Raw genomic sequence first — 15,319 nt, 5'->3', positions numbered from 1 at the left:
AGCGGCGTCAGGCGCCGCAGTGTTCGAAGGGGCTGGTGTACGAGCTGCTGCCGACCGAGCCGCCCCACTTGACGCACTGGCCAGGAGCCGACCGCTTGACCGGGCCCGCGTAGTAGCCGTAGCTGCCGGAGTCGGTCGTGCGGGTCGAGCCCTGCGGTTCCAGGAAGGCTGACACCGGCGAGGCCGTGCCGACGTTCGTGGTCTTCAGGGTGACGACGCAGTTGTAGCCGTTGCCGGAGTTGTAGAGCAGGTAGACGCGGCCGCCGGTGAGCGCGGCGGAGTCGATGACGCCGTAGCCGCTGCCGCAGGCTTCCTGCGGGGTGTAGGGGTTGCTGCTGCCGCCGCAGGCGTTGGTGCTGGTGATGGCCTTCTTCTGGCCCAGGGAGACGGTGACGCCGTCGACGGTCGGGCTGGTGTCCATGGCGCCGGTGGAGGTGCGCTGCTCGTAGTGCAGGTGCGGGGCGTCGGTGCCGCCTGTGGCGCCGACGGTGCCGATGGCGGTGCCCTGGCCGACGCTCATGGAGCCGCCCGCCGCGCGGACCATGGTCGCGAGGTGGGCGTAGCGGGTCCTGGTGCCGTCGCTGTGCCGGATCTCCACCCACTGGCCGTAGCTCGTGCTGCCGGCGTTGTAGAAGTACGCGGTGCCGGCCGCGGTGGCGCGGACGGTCTCGCCGTTGGTGGCGTCGCCGCCGTAGCTCTGCCAGTCGATGGAGCCCGACGGGTTGTGGTTGGGGGTCCAGTTGTTGGCGTAGAAGGTCTTTCCGCAGTTGAACGGGCTCTTGTGGGACGCCAGGGCGGTGGACGCCGAGGCGGCCTGGGGGAACAGCGTGGCGGCGAGGGTGACGACGAACGCGATGATCATCGGCCGGGTCGGCTTGCCGGTTGCGGGCATGCGTACCTCTCGGAAAAAGGGGGGGTGAGGGGGGTTCGCTGTGGCCACGGAACGTGATCGGAAAGATATCCCTGAAAGTTGTCTTCATCAATCCCTGATGACATGAAAGTTGACCGTGACGCGTAAGGCGGCCTGCCGACCGCCATATCTCCTGCGTCAGGGCCCGTTTGGCGAAAGTTGTCAAAAAACCTGGGTTTCATGGAAAACCTTTACAGACCGCGATCAGCCTCTTGATCACCCCCTCCGCCGCGTACACACTTGCGCTGAATCCCCGGCTTTACAGAGCGTCGTCGGAGGCATGATGGCTCGGGTCAGGAGCACCGCAACATCGCCAGGCCACCGTTTACGTCCGAGCCTCAGACCCGTCACAGCAGTCGCCGCAGCGGCTGCTTTTCTGTTGGCAGGGCTGACAGCGCCGACCCCCGTCCAGGCGGGCACCCCGGTCACGCACCGGGAGCCCTCTCCCGACACCGCCACCGAGCGGGGCGCCCTCGAAGCGGCCCGCCAGAAGAACGAACGCTTCGAGGTCGGCTCGCTGCGCACCGAGACCCGCACCGTCTACGCCACCCCCGAGGGCGGCCTCGTCCTGGAGCAGAACGCCCGCCCCGTCCGCGTACGCCAGGACGGCCGGTGGACCCCGGTCGACACCACCCTGCGCCGCCTGCCGGACGGCTCGGTCGCGCCCGGCGCGACGGCGGTGGACCTGCGGTTCTCCGGCGGCGGCGACGCCCCGATGGCCAAGGTCGCCAGGGGCGCCAAGTCCCTCGCGATGACCTGGCCGGGCAAGCTGCCCGAGCCCGTGCTCGACGGCGCCACCGCGACCTACGCCGAGGTGCTGCCCGGCGTCGACCTCCAGGTGACGGCCGACGTGGACGGCTTCTCGCACGTCCTCGTGGTCAAGACCAGGGAGGCCGCGCTGAGCGGCCGGCTCGACCGGCTCGACTTCGCCCTCCAGCCGGAGGGCCTCACCGTACGGCGGGGCCGGGGCGGCGGGATGGAGGCGGTGGACCGGACGGGCGCGGAGGTGTTCGCCGCGCCGACGCCGCTGATGTGGGACTCGCCCGACACCGTCAGGGCCCTGGCCAAGCGGCCCGGCGAGGGACCGGACCCCGGCACCCGGCACGAGGCGATGGGCCTGCGGGTCGACGACCGCGCGCTGACGCTCACCCCCGACAAGGCCATGCTGGCCGACCCGGACACCCGCTACCCCGTCTACCTGGACCCGTCGGTGTCCGCGCCGCGCGGCTCGTGGACCGCGGTGTGGAAGCGGTATCCGACCACCAACTACCTCAACTCCAGCGACGTGGCGCGCGTCGGGCACGAGAACGACACCGGCGGCACGAACCGGTCGTTCTTCCAGATGAACACCGGCAGCGCCATCCACGGCAAGCAGATCATCAAGGCCACCCTGCGCACGTACGAGACGTGGTCGTGGTCGTGCACCAAGAAGCCCGTCGAGCTCTGGCGGACCGGCACCATCAGCAAGTCCACCACCTGGAACAACCAGCCGACCTGGTACGAGAAGCTCAACACCCAGACGGTGGCCAAGGGCTGGGGCACCGCCTGCCCGGCCGGCGGCGTGGAGTTCGACGCCACGGCGGCGGCGGTGCAGGCGGCGGCCAAGAGCTGGCCGAACATCACGCTGGGCCTGCGCGCCAGCAGCGAGACCGACACGTACGCGTGGAAGAAGTTCCGCAACAACCCCACGCTCGTCGTCGAGTACAACACCATCCCGACCACTCCCGTCGCGGCCGACGTCTGGTCCGACCCGGGCGGCGCGTGCGTCTCCGGCACGGCACGGCCGAGGATCGGGACGGCGACGCCGAAGCTGTGGGCGAAGCTGCGCGACGGCGACAACTCGGTGAAGGCCCGCTTCGAGTGGTACGACGCGGCAGGGACGAAGCGCGGCGAGTTCCTCACCGCCGCGGCCTCCTCCGGCAACGCGTTCACCGCGACCGTCCCCGCTGGCGTCTACACGGACGGCTCGGTGATCCGGTGGCGGGCGCGCGGCGAGGACGGCCAGGCGAACAGCGGCTGGAGCCCGTACTGCGAGATCGGCGTGGACACCACCGCGCCGGGCCGCGAGCCGACGGTCTCCTCGGCGCGGTATCCGGAGAACGACTGGGGCGACGGGCTCGGCCGGGCCGGGGAGTTCACCTTCGGCGCGAACGGCGAGGCCGACGTGATCTCGTTCCTGTACGGGCTCAACACCAGCCCCGTCACCGAGGTGAGCGCGACCGGCGGCGCGGCGACGATCAGTCTCACCCCGCTGGAGGAGGGCCCGAACGTGCTGTCGGTGCGCAGCAAGGACGGCGCGGGCAAGCAGGGGCCGATCCGCAGCTACGTGTTCAACGTGCGGGCCGGCACCGGCCCCGCGGGCTACTGGCGGCTCGACGAGGGCTCAGGCGCCACCGCCGGGGACGAGGCGGGCGCCCATCCGGTGGCGGTCACCGGCGCCGCCTGGGCCGACGGCCGGGCCGGCAAGGCGCTCAAGTTCGCCGGCGCCGGCCAGTACGCCGCCACGGCCGCCGGCGTCGTGCCGACCGATCAGAACCTCGCGGTCTCGGCGTGGGTGCGGCTGTCGTCGCTGCCCGCGGGCAACGTGGCCGCCGTCAGCCAGAGCGGGCAGGACAACAGCGGCTTCTGGCTCGGCTACAGCGGCGGCGTCAAGTCGTGGGCGTTCATGATGAACCACCCGGGCGGCACCTCGCACACCATCTGGGCGCGCAACCCCGCGGTGGTGCCCGCCGCGAACGAGTGGACCCACCTCACCGGCGTCTACGACTCCGCCACGCGGAAGATGACCCTGTACGTGAACGGCACGCTCGCCGCCGGGCCCGTGACGTACCACGGCGGGGCCGGACCGGCGTCGGCGGTGCAGTTCGGGCAGGCCCGCTACCAGGGCAGGCAGACCGACCCGTGGCCCGGCGAGGTGGACGAGGTCCGGGTGCACGACCGGGCCCTGGCCGCCGACGAGATCGTGAAGCTGGTCAACCACGCGGCCACGCTCACCGGCCACTGGACGCTGGACGAGGAGACCGGCACGGCCGCGGCCGACGCGGCGGGCGTGACCGGCCCGCTCACCCTCGGTCCGGGGGCCTCCTGGACCAGCGGCTGGCTCGACGGGGCGCTCGCGCTCGACGGAGCCGCCGGGCACGCCGAGGCGTCGCGGGCGGCGGTGCGCACCGACGACAGCTTCACCGTCACGGCGTGGGTCCAGCTCGACACGCTGCCGCCGGCCGACGCCGCGGCGGTGGCGCAGCGCGGGACGCGGGCCCGCGGCTTCGCGCTCGGCTACGCCGCCGACGGGCCGCGCTGGTCCTTCGGCATGGCCGGCGCCGACGCGGACGGGGCGCCGGTGACGCGCACCCGATCGGACGCCGTCCCGTACGTCATGGAATGGACCCACGTGGCGGGCGTGTACGACGCGCTCGCCAAGAAGCTGCGCGTCTACGTGGGCGGGCAGCTCGTCGCCACTACCGAGACCGGCCACGCGAGCACCTGGAACGCCACCGGGCCGCTCCAGCTCGGCCGGACCCTGCACGACGGCGCGTTCACCGGGCACTGGCCCGGCATCGTCGACGATGTCCGCACCTACCAGGGCGCACTGGGCGATCTCGACGTCGCCCGGCTCGCCGCCGAATGACCCTCCGCCGGCACCCCCCATGCCCGACCCCTGGACGGTGAGGATGTACGACCACGAGGAGATCCCCGACTACGAGCGCTCGACCTTCCTGATCTTCGAATGGTTCCCGCGTAAGTTCCGCTGGTTCGCCCGGTCCTGCGCGGCCATGGCGATCGTGGTCGTCGTGCCGCTGGTGTACGCCATGCCGGCCGAGGCCGAACGCAGGGAACGGCCGGAGGTCCAGAAGGAGGAGCCGGTGCCCGGCCGGCCGGTCGCCGTGCTCCCCAAGGCCGAGGACGTCACGGCCGAGAAGGCGCTCAAGGCGGCCCCGTCCGTGGCCTGGCCGAAGCCGGGCACCGCCGAGCTCGCGCCCGCCGCGAGCCGGCCGGAGCAGGGCAAGGCCGAGCAGGGCAAGGCCGAGCAGGGCGCGGGTGAGAAGGCCTGGGTGAAGGCCGGTTCGCTGCCGGTGCGGGTAGAGGCCCCGGCGAGCGGGCGCGCCCAGGCGCCGCCCGAGCGGGTCAAGGTCGAGGTGCTCGACCGGGCCAAGACCCCCGGCGTCCAGGGAGTGCCGCTGCGCCTGTCCCGGGGACAGGGCGCCACGCGCGGCGGCCCGGCCCGGATCGAGCTGGACTATTCGGGCTTCCGGCACGCGTTCGGCGGCGACTACGCCGACCGGCTGAAGCTGGTCAAGCTGCCGGACTGCGCGGGCGCCGCCTGCCCCGAGCCGGAGCCGGTGCCCGCCGAGAACGACGTCAAGGCGGGCGTGCTGACGGCCGAGGTGAACGTCGAGGGCGCCCAGCTGTACGCGCTGACCGCCACCGCCTCGGGCGCCTCGGGCGACTACTCGGCCACGTCGCTGGCCCCGTCGGCGAAGTGGAGCGTCGGCCCCCAGTCGGGCGACTTCAGCTGGAACCACCCGATGCGGGTGCCGCCGTCCATCGGCGGCGAGGAGCCCGTGATCAGCCTCGGCTACTCCTCGCAGAGCGTCGACGGCCGCACCTCCTCCACCAACAACCAGGTGTCCTGGGCGGGCGAGGGCTTCGACCTGACCTCCGGCGGCTACATCGAGCGCCGCTACAAGTCCTGCACCGCCGACGGCAAGAAGACCGGCGACCTGTGCTGGGACCACGAGAACGCCACGCTGATGCTCAACGGCTCGGCCGTGGAGCTGGTCAAGGACGCCACGACCAAGCAGTGGCGGCCCAAGCGCGACGACGGCACCCGGATCGAACTGCTCACCGGGGCGACGAACGGCGACAACGACGGCGAGTACTGGCGGCTCACCACCACCGACGGCACCCAGTACCACTTCGGCCTCAACCGGCTGCCCGGCTGGACCACCGGCAAGCCCGAGACGAAGTCGGCCTGGACGGTGCCGGTGTTCGGCAACGAGTCCGGCGAGCCCTGCTACAACTCCACCCCCGCGAACGCCTGGTGCCAGCAGGCCTGGCGGTGGAACCTGGACTACTCGGCCGACCGGCACGGCAACGCGCTCACGTACTGGTACGAGACCGAGCGCAACCACTACGGCCGCAACGAGAAGCCCGACCTGGGCACCCCGTACGTCCGCGGCGGCTACCTGACCCGCATCGACTACGGCTACCGCTCGGCCGAGCTGTTCTCCGGGGCCCCGGCGGCGCGGGCGGTGTTCACCGTGGCCGAGCGGTGCCTGCCGAGCGGCTCGATCACCTGCGAGCCGGCCCAGCTCACCAAGGACACCGCGAGCCACTGGCCCGACGTGCCGTTCGACCGCAACTGCGACGCCGGCGAGAGCTGCAAGGACCGCACCTCGCCCACGTTCTGGACCCGCAAGCGGCTGGCGAAGGTGACGACGCAGGTCCGCTCCGGCAGCGCGTACCGGGACGTGGACTCCTGGACGCTCACCCACTCCTTCCCCGCCACCGGCGACGGCCTGAGCCCGGCGCTGTGGCTGGCCTCGATCCAGCACGCCGGCCACGTCGGCGGCACCGTCACGCTGCCCAAGGTGACCTTCGCCGGGGTGCAGCTCCGCAACCGGGTCGACGCCGACGAGGGACGCGCCCCGCTGTACAAGTGGCGCATCCAGGCGATCCACTCCGAGGCCGGAGCCGAGACCCGGGTGAACTACGCGCCCGAGGAGTGCGCGCCGGGCAACCTGCCCGCCGCCGACCGCAACACCAAGCGCTGCTACCCGCAACGGTGGACGCCGCAGGACGAGATGGAGGTGCTCGACTGGTTCCACAAGCACGTGGTCGCGCAGACCGTGGAGATCGACCGGACCGCCCGCTCCCCCTGGCTGGTCACCGACTACGAGTATCTCGACGGGGCGGCCTGGCGGTACGCCGAGCACATCCTGATCAAGCCCAAGGAGCGCACCTGGTCCGACTGGCGCGGTTTCTCCCGCGTACGGGTGCGTCAGGGCGACGGCCAGGACGGGCCGCGCACGATGACCGAGCACCGCTACTACCGCGGCATGGACGACGACCGGCTCGCCGACGGGAGCCGCAAGGACGTCAGGGTCACCGACAGCGAGGGCAAGGCGCGCGAGGACCACGACCAGCTCTCCGGGGCCGACCTGGAGACGATCGTGCACGACGGCGACGACGGGAAGGTCCTGTCGGCCACCGCCGAGGAGCACTGGTGGCGCAAGACGGCCGAGTTCACGTTCGAGGGCGTGACCAAGACGGCCCACATCGTGCAGTCCGCGAAGATGACCGCCCGCGACCTGAAGGAGGACGGCACCTGGCAGCGCACCGCCGAGGAGCGGACGTACGACGAGCACGGCATCCTCACCCAGGTGAGCGACCTCGGCGACGTCACCGACCCCGCTGACGACGTCTGCACCCGCTACACCCACGCCCGCGACCCGGCCGCGTGGATGCTCGACTTCACCAGTCGCGTCGAGACCGTCGCCAAGCCGTGCTCGGCGACGCCGCAGCGGCCCGCCGACGTGCTGTCGGACGAGCGGTTCCACTTCGACGGGCGCGCGTTCGGGCAGCCGCCGCTGCGCGGCGACGTGACCCGCGAGGAGGAGCTGGCCTCGTACGAGGGGAGCACGCCGCGGTACGTGCTGGACGTGGCGCGCACGTACGACGCCTACGGCCGCGAGACGTCGGAGACCGACGCGGCCGGCGGCTCCACCACGACCACGTACGTGCCCGCGACCGGCGCGCAGGCGACCGAGGTGCGCTCCGCCAACCCGCTCGGCCACTCGGACGTCACCTACGTCGAGCCCGCCTGGGGCGAGCCGGTCGCGGAGGAGGACGAGAACGGCCGCCGCGCCGACCTGCAGCACGACCCGCTCGGCCGCCTGGTCAAGGTGTGGCAGAACGACAGGAACAAGGCGGCGGGCCAGTCGCCCAACACCGAGTACTCCTACCTGATCCGCACCGACGGCCCGAACGTCGTCACCACCAGGACGCTCGCGACCGACGGCACGTACATCGCCAGCCACGAGCTCTACGACGGGCTGATGCGCCCGCGCCAGACCCAGGAGCCCGCGCCCGGCGGCGGGCGGGTCATCACCGACACCTTCCACAACTCCATCGGCGAGGTGGCCAAGACCAACGAGGGCTACTACGCCACCGGCGACCCGGAGACGAACGTGTTCGCGGTGTCGGACGACGACGTCGCCGGCCAGGTCGTCACCGCCTTCGACGGGGCCGGCGAGATGGTCTCGCAGAGCTTCCGCGTCAAGGGCCAGGAGAAGTGGAAGTCCACCGTCCGGCGCGCCGCCGACCGGGCGCACGTCACCCCGCCGCCCGGCGAGAGCGCCGCCACCCTCATCGCCGACGCCGAGGGCCGGGGCGTGGAGCTGCGCCAGTACAAGGGCTCGACCCCGACCGGCGAGTACGAGGCCACCAAGTACACCTACGACAAGGCGGGCCGGCTCGCCACCGTGACCGACTCCGCGGGCAACGTGTGGCGGCACCACTACGACCTGCGGGACCGCGAGATCAAGACCGAGGACCCGGACAAGGGCGTCACCACCCGCGTCTTCAACGACCTCGACGAGGAGGTGTCCAGCACCGACGCCCGCGGCCGCACCCTCGTGCACGCCTACGACCTGCTCGGGCGCAGGACCTCGACCCGTGAGGGCTCGGCCACCGGGCCGCTGCTGGCCGAGTGGCGCTACGACGTGCTGGCCAAGGGCCACCTGGCCGAGACGGTCAGGTACGCCGGAGGGCAGGCCTACTCCGCCAAGATCGAGGCCATCGACCGGGAGTACCGCACCCTCCGCCAGAGCGTCACCATCCCGGCACGCGAAGGCCCGCTGGCCGGCACGTACCTCTTCAACACCCGCTACACCGCCGACGACCAGGTGCAGTCCATCACGTTCCCGGAGGCCGGCGGCCTCCCGGCGGAGACCGTCACCTACGGGTACGACGCGCTGCGCCAGCCCACCAAGGTCGAGGGCCTGTCCACGTACGTCACCGACGCCCGCTACGGCAAGCTCGGCGAGACGCTCCAGTACGAGCTCAGCACCGGCGCGCGCAAGACGTGGCTCACCTACACCCACGAGGAGGGCACCCGCAGGCTCATCCGCTCCCAGCTCGACAGGGACATCGGAACCGCCTCCGACCTGGACCTGAACTACACCTACGACGCGACGGGCAACGTCACCCGCATCGCCGACCGGGCGTCCGCCGACACCCAGTGCTTCACCTACGACCACCGGCGCCGGCTCAGCGCCGCGTGGACGGCCACCGACGCCTGCGCCGTCCCTGAGCCGCGCTCCACCCTGATCGGCGGCGTCGCGCCGTACGCCACCAGCTACGCCTACGACTCCACCGGCAACCGGACGAAGGAGACCCACCACGCCTTCGGCGGCCGGTCCCAGGTCGTCCGCGACTACGCCTACCCGGCCGCCGGGCAGCCCCGGCCGCACGCGCTCGCGTCCGTCACGCCCACCGGCCCGGCCGGTGAGCAGTCGTCCTCCTACGAGTACGACGCCGCGGGCAACACGATCGTGCGCCGGACCGGCAGTTCCTCCCAGCAGCTCACCTGGGACGCCGAGGGCAACCTCGAATCGGTCACCGAGGCCGGCAAGACCACCTCGTTCGTCTACGACGCCGACGGCGACCGGCTGATCCGCCGCACCCCCACCGACACCGTCCTGTACGTGGACGACCTGGAGCTGCGGCTCGACCAGGCCAAGCAGACCGTGGAGGGCACCCGCTACTACACGGTCAACGGCGAGGCGGTGGCGGTACGCAACTCGGCGGGGAAGGTCCACTTCTTCGCCAGCGACCACCACGGCACCGCCAACGCCGCCGTCGACGCCGACAGCGGCGCGGTGGCGATCCGCCGCCAGACCCCCTTCGGCGCCGACCGGGGCACCCCGCCCACCTGGTGGCCGGGCGAACGGGGGTTCGTCGGCGGGACCGTGGACCCGACGACCAAGCTCGTGCACCTGGGCGCCCGCGAGTACGACCCGGTGATCGGCCGGTTCCTGTCCGTGGACCCGGTCATCGACGAGCAGGATCCGCAGCAACTGCACGGCTACGCCTACGCCGGCAACAGCCCCGTCTCCGCGACCGACCCCGACGGGCAGCTGTTCTGGTTCGCCGCCGGCATCGCGCTGCGGATCGCCCTCCAGGCCGCGGCCAGGCGGGCGGCGATCGCCGCGGCCCGCAGGGCAGCCGCTGCCGCCGCCCGGCGCGCCGCGCTCGCCGCCGCCCGCCGCCGCGCCGCCGCCGAGGCCCGGCGCAAGGCGATCGAGGCGGCCAGGAAGAAGGCCATCGCCCAGGCCAAGAAGAAGGCCGCCGCCGAGGCCAGGAAGAAGGCCATCGCCAAGATGCGCAAGGCCGCCGCCGAGGCGGTCAAGCGCAGAGCGGCCGCGGCGAGAGCCCGCGCGGCGGCCGCACGGGCCCGCGCCCGCGCCGCGGCGTCACGCGCACGGGCGGCCGCGTCCAGGGCACGCGCCAGAACCGCGGCGAAGGTCAAACGCGCCGTCGCCCAGCGTCCGAAACCGGCCAGGGCCAGACCCAACCACCGGCCCACCACCCGCCGGGCGCAACAACGCGCGAACCCGCCCAAGGCCCAGCGAAATCCGTCCAGTAACCAGTCCCAGCCCCGAAGAGGGCTCTCCGAGGAGCAGAAACGCTCCATCGACGAGCAGATGGGAGCACGCCGCTACAGTCCGGAGGAGCTGGGCGCCCACACCCGCACCGCGCGCAGCGAGTCGGAGCTCATGCCCTGGCAGGGCACCGGGCACGGCCCCGCGAGCAAGCCCTTCGAGTCGGACACCCCGGGCGTCGGCAAGGGCAAGGCGGTCGCCTGGTTCCTCTGGAAGATCCTCAGACCGGTGGCCAAGGACTGACCACCCGCTGATCGGCCCCGGGACCTCCCGGGGCCGATCACACCGGTCGGAGCATGCCCGAGAGGTGGACCAGCCCTTCCCCGTACCGCTCGGCGACCTCTCGCTCCAGCTCCGGAGTGACTACCCAGACCCCTACCTCGACCCGTCCCGCGAGGATGTCGACAGAGGCCGATCGCAGGCCCTCCACCTCCTTCTCCACCCGCTCCCGCACGGCCTGGAGCTCGGCCTCGGTGTGCTCGGCCGGGCTCAGGCACAGCGCGCCTCCCCAGAGCTCGCGGATCGCGGCCTCGTGAGCGGCGGGGTCGCCGGTGAAGCGGACGTTCAGGACGAGCCGCTTCGGGTCGTTGCCGTGGCGCTCGACCGACCCAGGGTCGCCTTCCATCTCCTCCAGGTAGCTCTGGTCCAGCCAGCTGCCCGCGTAGCCGGGAAGCTCCTGGGCTCTGGCGAGCGCGGCCTCCATCGCCTCCTGGGTGGCCTTCGCCGGGTCGGCCGGGCGCCAGCCGCCCTCGGGTCGCGGGCACGGCGAGGTGAAGTCCGGCCCGCCGCCCGGAGCGTCGCGCTGCCCGGCGGGGCGCGGCGGCTCGGTGAGCGTCAGTTTCGCGCCGTCCCAGGTGCCGACCACGTGGTACTCGCCCCACCGCACGCCCCCTTGGGCCGAGTGCTCGACCGCCTCCCAGTCCCACCCGGCCAGGTCGATCCCGCCGCACTGGGGCGGAAGGGACTCCATGACCAGGTCGCAGAGCTGGGGTCCGTGCTCGTCGTCGGACAGCACGGTGCCTTCGGCCTGGTATCGCGTGACGGTCGCGGCCGGGGCCGTCCCGCAGGAAACGACGGTCACCAGCACGGCGACGAGCAGGGCACCTCTCATGCCTCTGAGACGGGTCCGGGCGCGCGGTGGTTCAACGGGCCTTGAGTCGGTCGATCAGCGTGCGGTAGTCCGTCGCGATGTCGGCCAGCAGGTCGCGCAGCTCGTCGCCGTACACCGCGGCGGCGGCGAACGCCTCGAAGGCCTCCTCGTGGGCGGCGATCTCGGACGCCCCGGTCAGGGTGAGATCACCGGTCAGGGTCTCGACCACGCTCACCGTGCCGTCGTAGATGGTGAACCCGTGGAGCGGGAAGGCCGGCGCCTCCGCCTTCCAGGGGACGACGCCGAGCCGGACGTGCGGCAGCGCCGAGACCTCCATCAGCCGGTCGAGCTGCGCCGGCATCAGGGACGGCGACCCCGGCCGGGTGCGCACCGCGCCCTCCGTGAGCACGAACGCGAACCGCCGGCCCTCTTCGAAGAGCACCGCCTGCGCGTCGACCCGGGCGGCCACCGCCTCGGCCGCGTCGGCCGCGTCGTCCGTGTCGTCCGGGTCCGGGCCGATGGCCAGTCGCGCGTAGTCCGCCGTCTGCAGCAGTGGCGGGATCACCGCGGGGGAGAACACCGCCATCCACCGCGCGGACCGCACCCGCGCCGCCTCGGCCGCCTCGCGCCGGGGCAGCTCACCGGGTGTCCGTAGTCGATCCTCCACACCGAGGGTTCTACCACGCGCTTGATTTGTCGCAACCTTTGACGCATCATATTAAGACAATGCTTGCGACAAACTGGAGGGGTCATGTCGAGCGACGCGTTATCCGGTCACGGCCCGGCGGTGCGGCCGGAGGACCTGAAGATGGCGGAGATCTGGCTGACCGGCCACGGCCTGCCCGACGTCCGGCCGACGCCGCTGCTGGCCGTGCGGCTCGCCGTGCGCCGGCGGGCGCGGCTCGCCAACGCGATCCTGCCGGCCGGCCTGTTCATCGGGGCCGCCCTCGCCTACGTCTCCGGCGAATCCGGGCTGCACGCCATGGTGCCGGTGCTGATCCTGATCGTGCTGGTGGTCGGGATGCTGCTGGCGCAGGCGCTGCTCGACCGGTGGGTGCGCAGGGTCGACCGGCGGGCCGGCGAGGCCCTGCCGCGCCGGACGGCCCACCTGGCCCAGCCCGGCTGGCAGGCCCTGCTCGGCCGGCCGCGCGCCGTGTTCATCGTCGCCACCTTCGCCGGCGCGACGGCGCTCGTGGTGAGCGCGCTGACCGTCCAGGACGCCGACGCGCGGTACGCGGCCCTGGTCGTGCTGGTCGGCGTCGCCGGGGCCGGCGCCGGGATCGTCCTGCAACTGCGCGACCTGCTGGCGCGTCCGATCGTCGCCGAGGACGAGGCCTCGCTGACCGCCGACGTCATCATGCGGATCGAGGACGCGCGCGAGGCCGGCATGCCGACCGTGCCGTGGTCGCTGCCGGTGGTGCTGATCTTCGGCGCCGCGCCCCTCTGGTGGAAGGTCGCGTCGATCGCCCTCGTGATCATCGGGATGATCGCGCTCATCGTGATCACCATGCGGACGCCGTCGAGCGTGACGACGGCGCGGCGCGTGATGAGCCTTTCATGATCGTCATCGACGCGGCCTCACCCGTCCCTCCGTACGAGCAACTGCGCGCCCAGCTCGCCGGCCAGATCCACGACGGCACGCTGCCCGTCGGCTCCCGGCTGCCGACGATCCGCCAGCTCGCGGCCAACCTGGGGCTGGCCGTCAACACGGTGGGCAGGGCGTACCGGGAGCTGGAGGAGGCGGGGCTGATCGAGACCCGGGGCCGGGCCGGGTCGTTCGTGTCGGCCGCCGGCGAGGAGGGCCGCGAACGCGCCCGCCGCGCCGCCGCCGACTACGCGGCCGTGGTCGCCAGCGTCGGCATCGACCCGCACGAGGCGCTCCGCATCGTCGAGGCCGCCCTGCGCCCCACCTCACCGGCGCGGGCCTCCCCCTGAGCGTCCGGTCAGGTCAGGACGACGAGCAGGATGGTCACGCCGAGGGTGAGGTCGAGGACGGCGCAGAACTCGGCGAGCGAACGGGTCACGACCTTGTCCGCCCGCCAGACGATCACGTCCAGCACGACGTGCCCGATCAGGGCCGCGGCGACGAGGCAGCCGCCCAGGACGGGCGGCAGGGAGAGCCCGACCAGGGCGGCGCCGCCGAACACCAGCATCGCGGGGAGCTGGCCGGCCCTGAGCCCTGGCTCGCCCAGCATGCCGTTGACCAGGCCGAGCGCGGCCAGGGTGACGGCGCTCGCGACCAGCGCCGGCCACACGTCCAGGTCGAACAGCCGCAGCGCCGTCACCCCCACCACGGACATGCAGAACAGCGTCCACACCACGCCCGGCTTCCCGATGACGGCGGTGGCCAGGTAGACGAGCGCGGCGAGGAACACCACCATCCCCTCGTCCCGCGCGTCTCCCATGTTCAGCCCGGAGAATGCGGCGAAGGCGAGCCCGGCCAGCGTCGGCCACCGGTGCGGCAGCGACCTGAGCAATCGGGCGGCGGGGGATACGGGTGTCTCGCTTGCGACGTGCATATCGCCGACTATCACCGCCAGGCCCGCCGCTCCTCCGGGCCCACGGCCCTACATGTCCGAATACTTGGGAATGTCGTCAGTTCGGACATGATCCAGCGCCGGGTTCGCCGCCGACGCAGAATGGCGGCATGAGAGCGATCGTGCAGGAAGCGTATGGCTCATTCGATGTCCTGAAATTACGTGACATCGACATGCCGGCGGTGAAGGACGACGAGGTGCTCGTCCGGGTGCGCGCCGCCTCCGTGCACCCCGACGTGTGGCATGTCGTGACCGGCCGGCCGTACGTCCTCCGCGTCATGGGGTCCGGGCTGCGCCGGCCGAAGGTCCGCGTTCCCGGCACGGACATGGCCGGGGTGGTCGAGGCGGTGGGCGCGGGCGTGACGCGGTTCCGGCCGGGCGACGAGGTGTTCGGCGAGACCCTGCACGGCATGCAGTGGAAGAACGGCGGCACCTTCGCCGAGTACGTCGCCGTACGGGAGGACAACCTGGCGCCCAAGCCCGGCGACGTGAGCTTCGAGCAGGCCGCGACCGTGCCCACCGCCGGGCTCATCACCCTGATGAACTTCCCGCCGGGCCCGCTGGGCGAGGTGCTGGTCAACGGCGCCGCCGGCGGCGTGGGCGGGCTCGCGGTGCAGATCGCCAAGGCCCGCGGCGCGACGGTGACGGGCGTCGAGCACACCTCCAAGCTCGACCTGGCGACCTCGCTCGGCGCCGACCACGTGATCGACTACACCAAGGAGGACTTCACCCGGCGCGGCGAGCGCTACGACCTCGTCTTCGACATCCCGGGCAATCACCCGTTCGCGGAATGCCGCCGCGTGCTCAAGCCGGAAGGCACGTACGTTCTCATCGGTCACGACCACTACGGCGCCGGGGGCCATCAGGTGCTCGGCAGCCTGCCGCGCATGATCAAGCTGATGGCCCAGTCCATGTTCCACCGGCAGCTGCCGAAACCGACCGGGTCCCCGCCGCCCAGGAAGGAGTCGATGGCCGTGCTCACGGAGCTGCTGGAGACGGGCGGGCTCACCCCGGTCGTCGACCGCGCGTTCCCCCTGGAGGAGGCCCCCGCCGCCCTCCGCTACCTGACCGGGGGCACGGCCCGGGGCCGGATCGTCGTCGTCCCCTAGCCCGGTAA

At 72.4% G+C, this 15,319-nt stretch carries 9 protein-coding genes; 5 read left to right on the top strand and 4 right to left on the bottom strand.

Translation table 11 applies throughout. The annotated features are described in order from the left end of the window. Positions 1-7: 7 nt before the first annotated feature. On the bottom strand, positions 8-892 hold the full coding sequence (locus ACIBF7_RS04525) for a M23 family metallopeptidase (protein WP_397196429.1): 885 nt from the start codon (positions 890-892) through the stop codon (positions 8-10). Between the two features lie 397 nt (positions 893-1,289). Between ACIBF7_RS04525 and ACIBF7_RS04520 the strand changes: the two genes are divergently transcribed. Beyond that, a complete protein-coding gene (locus tag ACIBF7_RS04520) occupies positions 1,290-4,538 on the top strand; it encodes a LamG-like jellyroll fold domain-containing protein (protein ID WP_397196428.1) in 3,249 nt (1,082 codons plus the stop codon). A gap of 19 nt (positions 4,539-4,557) precedes the next feature. Beyond that, positions 4,558-10,818 carry an RHS repeat-associated core domain-containing protein gene (locus tag ACIBF7_RS04515; protein WP_397196427.1) on the top strand — a complete coding sequence of 2,087 codons (6,261 nt, stop codon included), beginning with the start codon at positions 4,558-4,560 and terminating at the stop codon, positions 10,816-10,818. Positions 10,819-10,855: 37 nt separating this feature from the next. Here ACIBF7_RS04515 and ACIBF7_RS04510 read toward each other — a convergent pair whose 3' ends face one another. Beyond that, complete coding sequence (locus ACIBF7_RS04510; protein ID WP_397196426.1) at positions 10,856-11,686, bottom strand: hypothetical protein; 831 nt, start codon at positions 11,684-11,686, stop codon at positions 10,856-10,858. A 31-nt stretch (positions 11,687-11,717) separates the two neighbouring features. Continuing rightward, a complete protein-coding gene (locus ACIBF7_RS04505) occupies positions 11,718-12,332 on the bottom strand; it encodes a Scr1 family TA system antitoxin-like transcriptional regulator (protein WP_397196425.1) in 615 nt (204 codons plus the stop codon). A gap of 84 nt (positions 12,333-12,416) precedes the next feature. Here ACIBF7_RS04505 and ACIBF7_RS04500 point away from each other — a divergent pair, with 84 nt between their 5' ends. Together ACIBF7_RS04500 and ACIBF7_RS04495 are read left to right on the top strand one after the other, a co-directional pair. Continuing rightward, positions 12,417-13,226 (top strand): hypothetical protein, encoded by an 810-nt coding sequence (locus ACIBF7_RS04500; RefSeq protein ID WP_364234078.1) that lies wholly within the window; start codon positions 12,417-12,419, stop codon positions 13,224-13,226. After that, positions 13,223-13,600 carry a GntR family transcriptional regulator gene (locus tag ACIBF7_RS04495; protein ID WP_148035843.1) on the top strand — a complete coding sequence of 126 codons (378 nt, stop codon included), beginning with the start codon at positions 13,223-13,225 and terminating at the stop codon, positions 13,598-13,600. The genes ACIBF7_RS04500 and ACIBF7_RS04495 overlap by 4 nt, the downstream gene beginning before the upstream one ends. An 8-nt stretch (positions 13,601-13,608) precedes the next feature. Here the strand turns inward: ACIBF7_RS04495 and ACIBF7_RS04490 are convergent, their stop codons facing one another. Beyond that, positions 13,609-14,184: a hypothetical protein gene (locus tag ACIBF7_RS04490; protein WP_271278700.1), complete on the bottom strand. Its 576-nt coding sequence runs from the start codon at positions 14,182-14,184 to the stop codon at positions 13,609-13,611. A gap of 128 nt (positions 14,185-14,312) precedes the next feature. On the opposite strand from ACIBF7_RS04490, the gene ACIBF7_RS04485 reads away from it, so the two are divergent. Continuing rightward, positions 14,313-15,311: an NAD(P)-dependent alcohol dehydrogenase gene (locus ACIBF7_RS04485; RefSeq protein ID WP_364234083.1), complete on the top strand. Its 999-nt coding sequence runs from the start codon at positions 14,313-14,315 to the stop codon at positions 15,309-15,311. The last annotated feature ends 8 nt before the right edge of the window (positions 15,312-15,319 follow it).

Source organism: Nonomuraea sp. NPDC050478 (assembly GCF_044458265.1).
Lineage (GTDB): Bacteria > Actinomycetota > Actinomycetes > Streptosporangiales > Streptosporangiaceae > Nonomuraea > Nonomuraea ferruginea.
This window is presented reverse-complemented; position numbering and strand designations above follow the sequence as displayed.

Bases quoted from the DNA above. Each gene is read 5' to 3' on its own strand.
- ACIBF7_RS04525 (WP_397196429.1), bottom strand. From the start codon at position 892: ATGCCCGCAACCGGCAAGCCGACCCGGCCGATGATCATCGCGTTCGTC.
- ACIBF7_RS04500 (WP_364234078.1), top strand. From the start codon at position 12,417: ATGTCGAGCGACGCGTTATCCGGTCACGGCCCGGCGGTGCGGCCGGAG.
- ACIBF7_RS04490 (WP_271278700.1), bottom strand. From the start codon at position 14,184: ATGCACGTCGCAAGCGAGACACCCGTATCCCCCGCCGCCCGATTGCTC.
- ACIBF7_RS04515 (WP_397196427.1), top strand. From the start codon at position 4,558: ATGCCCGACCCCTGGACGGTGAGGATGTACGACCACGAGGAGATCCCC.
- ACIBF7_RS04510 (WP_397196426.1), bottom strand. From the start codon at position 11,686: ATGAGAGGTGCCCTGCTCGTCGCCGTGCTGGTGACCGTCGTTTCCTGC.
- ACIBF7_RS04485 (WP_364234083.1), top strand. From the start codon at position 14,313: ATGAGAGCGATCGTGCAGGAAGCGTATGGCTCATTCGATGTCCTGAAA.
- ACIBF7_RS04495 (WP_148035843.1), top strand. From the start codon at position 13,223: ATGATCGTCATCGACGCGGCCTCACCCGTCCCTCCGTACGAGCAACTG.